This window comes from Legionella sp. (assembly GCF_049790535.1).
Taxonomy (GTDB): Bacteria; Pseudomonadota; Gammaproteobacteria; order Legionellales; family Legionellaceae; genus Legionella.
Genome location: NZ_JBAQZB010000044.1, coordinates 1 through 3,941 on the forward strand (window position 1 = coordinate 1; position 3,941 = coordinate 3,941).

The window sequence follows — 3,941 nt, forward strand, 5'->3', positions numbered from 1 at the left end:
TACAGCAGCGCATTAGTCAAATTGGTCTGAAATTAACCTGAAGGTGGCGAATCTAGGGCCTTTCGGCTAGATAAACATTGAAAATTATTCCAAAAATGAATAATAATGACGTAGGTCATGATTTTTACTCCTTCAAGTAAAACATTATGGCTTAGCTGGTAGGGGGAACTGAGACTTCCTTCTATCAGCGCTTTTTAAATAAGACTAAAACATACAACCTTTTCATCTTATTTTATTATCTTGTTGATTTCAATAAAAATTTACACTTTGAGGGTTTGCGCTACAAGGCAAACCCTCTGTGTGATTGATAAGTCCAATAGCGGTACTAATTATTTTTCTTTTCTTACAAGCTCCGGTAGGAGTGATCATTGATAAGTGTAATAATAGATTTCCTTTCATACTGATTTCAATTTTTCTTGCAGCGAATTGGATGTTTTTAACTGCCATAGGTACTACAATTTCTATTTTCTTTGCAGCAGAATTTTTTAATGGTTTATCTTTGGCAATTTTTAATGCGGTAATGTTGCCTATCGTAGTTGAAACTTATTCTTATGAAACAGTAAGGGACGGTATTTTAGCGATCGTGTACTGAAGTGAAGTAGCGAATTCTTAATAATACCTTGGATATTTTAAGGCACTAGGGAGGTTTTCCTTTTAAGGAGCCATGAGGACGCTGCCAATTATAGAAAAACTGCCATTGTGCTAGTTCTTCTCTTAGTGTTTCAAAGTCAGATAAATTTGTAATAGCATAAAACGCTTCAAGATCCGTTTTTTGAGCTTGTTCTACTTTTCCGTTTAAATGGGGGAAGCTGGCTTATTGGGCCTAAATTTAATACTTAATTCCATCATTTTTAGCTGAACTTTCTCGGCAAAAAACTCTAATCCTCTATCCGTTTGAATACGCTGTATTGGAAAAGGGAATTGCTCAAGAACCAAGTCTAAAAAATGTAATGTATTAGTTGCTGTACGTCGTTCATAAATCTCTAGCACAAGCCAACGTGAACAATCATCAACAGCAGTATATTAATAAATTCCTGGTGCTATTTTGCAGGTATTCATTTGGATACGATCATCAGGAATAGGACGACTATAACGCTTAAATTTCTTTTTCCGCTTAAGTTTTTTTATTAATTGTGTTTTGTTGCCAGTGTCTATGAATCACACGCTTTACACGAACCATCATTCAGTAAATGTAACTTCCTACTGAATGAAGAAAAATTAGCAAACATCAATTAGTTCAATATCATTGCCTACTAGCGACTCACCTAAAAAAATCTCCCCTACAGCTTGAAAGCGTTTTATTGAGTCCGTCACTAAATAATTTACTGTACCCAAACCCATAGCCTTCTCATGTAATAGGTTTCTCTTCTTTAATAATGAATACAATGAGTGTGCAGTGGCATGAGCTGAATCAACTATAACCACCCCTTTTGGTAATAAATCGGCTAATAAAGTCTTAAATACTGGGAAATGCGTGCATCCTAGTAAAACCGTATCTTCATTTTTAAAACCAGATAAATAATGAATTAACGCTTCACGCGCTACTTGATTATTGGTCATTCCCTCTTCTGCCAAAGCAACTAAAACACTGCAAGCACGCGTATTGATTACCGCTTGAGGCAATTGCTGCACAATGAGTTTCTGATATGCTTTAGAAGCAATAGTCGTTTCCGTAGCTAAAACGACCACACGTTGATTTTGTGTTGCAGCGACCGCTGCATTTGCTCCTGGTATAACCACGCCAAGTACTGGTATATCGGGTAACATCGATTGTAAATACGGCAATGCTGCGGTAGTAGCTGTATTACAGGCAATCACCAATGCCTTAATGTGACGTTCCACCAGCAATTTTGCCATCTGCATGGCATACTGTTTTACCGTATCAGGACTTTTAGTACCATAAGGAAGACGTGCTGTATCTCCCAAATAGATGAATGATTCATGCGGCAAACATTCTTTCAACGCACGTAATACAGTCAACCCTCCCATTCCTGAGTCAAATACACCTATGGCCAGTTGCTTACAATTCAATTACATCATCTCCCTTATTTTTTAAACTCTGTAGGTTTATAAGTAGCAGAAGGAGGTTCCGCTGACACTCCTTGGTTTTTTTGTCGCTCTTCGGTTGCCTTTTTGGTCGCAATAAGTTCGTCTTTAAAGAATTGCGTTGCATCTTTTGCTTTAGTTTCTCTTTTTCTAACACCTGTATTATCATAACGTTCATTAGTATGTGTTTTTAAATCCTCTACAAAAACTTTTACTGCGGCACTACTTTCGGCAAATGATTTTTTGTAAAGAGACTCGCTAGTGTAACCCCATAATCCTTTTTGCGTTTTAGCATCAAATTTGTTTGAGGTCACGAAAAGTGCATCGGTACCAAACTTCATTTTCGGAATTGTTTCTCCTAAAATTGCAAAAGCTGTCCAAATATATTGTAACTCTTCTACAGTACCATTACGCAATCTAATGGGATTATCTTTACTAGGAGGAGCATCCATACCCGTAAGAACCTGAGTAGCTACCGTCATGGCAAAATTCACTCTAGCGGCGCGAAGCTCCTCCGCCGTTACCCCCTCTTCTGGCATTGGGAATTTACGAATGATGTATTTTCCAGGATCAGGTCCGTATACTTTATTTCCTTTAGCAGTTGCACCAAACGCACCGGGGTTTACTTTATCATAGATAAAGCGTCCTTTTACATTAATATCATTAGACGGTGTCTTATAAGTTACATCGAAACAACGAACTTGATTAGGTCTAGGTTCGTCTTCCAATACAAATTTAGCGAGTTGTTCTTTTTCTTTTGATGGTTTCCCTAAATCATATTCTATCTGGATGTCATTTTCCAGATTTTCAAAAGAGGACCGAGACTTAAGTGCCTCTTCTTTTTCTTTGTCCCGTTCAATTAAATAAGTTACAACTGATTCCGGTTCGTATGCATATTTTTGCGGGTTTTTAGTACCTACAGCAATTGACGGTAAGATAGTATTCATTATTTTCGCATTTACATCTTCATAAAATTCCAGTTGCCTATCAATTTTGTTTATTTGTTTCTGTAGATTTCTATGAAGTTCTTTTACACGTTCGATTACTTCTTTTTGTCCTAAAACACCATCACGCTCAGGAGGCAAAGGAATATTATCTAAATAATCGTTAAGTCTCTGACGATCATAACGTAATTGGTCAATAATGAGATCACATTCCTCTGATATTTCTTTATATTTAATGCGCATTTTAGACGCTTTACTTTGAAACACTGGGTTATATACATGGATATCATTCATATCAAGAATGTAGGCAAGCTTACCCATGTGTTTGTCAAACTGCTTATGATTTTGTTGAATTTCTGCCAAAGCTTTTTCGATTTTATTCAGCTCTGAGTTCATCATTTCAGGTGTTCCTGCAAACACTCGGCTTAGAATTTCATTTTTAATTTCGCGGAATAATTCTGGTGTAAGCTCTCTTACTAATTCATCTCTAAATTGCTTTTGTTTTTGAGTTAATGAGCCATGTGAAATTTGAGGTCGTATATACAGATTAATAAATTCTTTAGCTGTACGACTTTTCTTAAATAGTAACTCTATTTTTACTTCAATATCTGAGGGGTCTTGGATTTTCAAATATTCGAGTGTAGGGTTATTATTAACATCGATTTCCGCATGTTTCTCAAGTCTTAATAAAAAACCCACAAGTTTTGTGCTAACTCCTGGATATTTATCGGGATGTTTCACTATTTCTAATAGCGACTCATTATTCTCATGTTGTGTATTAATATTCTGAATCTTATTCACATTTTCAATAGCGAAATTCTCTACATTGAGTCCAAAAGATTCATAAAATACTTTTTTATATTCTGGGTTTATAGATGCTTGTGTTTCAATGGTTTGCACCAAAGAGAGATAATTGTCAGGTTCACTAAAAGAAGAGACTGAGAGAAATTT

The 3,941-nt window shown here is 36.0% G+C and carries 3 protein-coding genes and 1 pseudogene; 1 reads left to right on the top strand and 3 read right to left on the bottom strand.

Annotated elements, in window-relative coordinates; genetic code table 11:
- Positions 1-304 precede the first annotated feature (304 nt).
- A complete protein-coding gene (locus WA877_RS02200; protein ID WP_425169308.1) occupies positions 305-592 on the top strand; it encodes a hypothetical protein in 288 nt (95 codons plus the stop codon).
- Between the two features lie 48 nt (positions 593-640).
- Here the strand turns inward: WA877_RS02200 and WA877_RS02205 are convergent.
- The 3 genes and pseudogenes from WA877_RS02205 to WA877_RS02215 form a co-directional block, all read right to left on the bottom strand.
- Positions 641-1,116: pseudogene (locus WA877_RS02205) on the bottom strand (integrase core domain-containing protein); the annotation flags it as partial.
- 102 nt (positions 1,117-1,218) lie between these two features.
- Positions 1,219-2,031 (bottom strand): glutamate racemase, encoded by an 813-nt coding sequence (gene murI, locus WA877_RS02210; RefSeq protein WP_425169309.1) that lies wholly within the window; start codon positions 2,029-2,031, stop codon positions 1,219-1,221.
- A 14-nt stretch (positions 2,032-2,045) separates the two neighbouring features.
- Positions 2,046-3,941, bottom strand: a 1,896-nt coding sequence (locus WA877_RS02215) for a hypothetical protein (RefSeq protein ID WP_425169310.1), incomplete at its 5' end; no start/stop codon positions are given.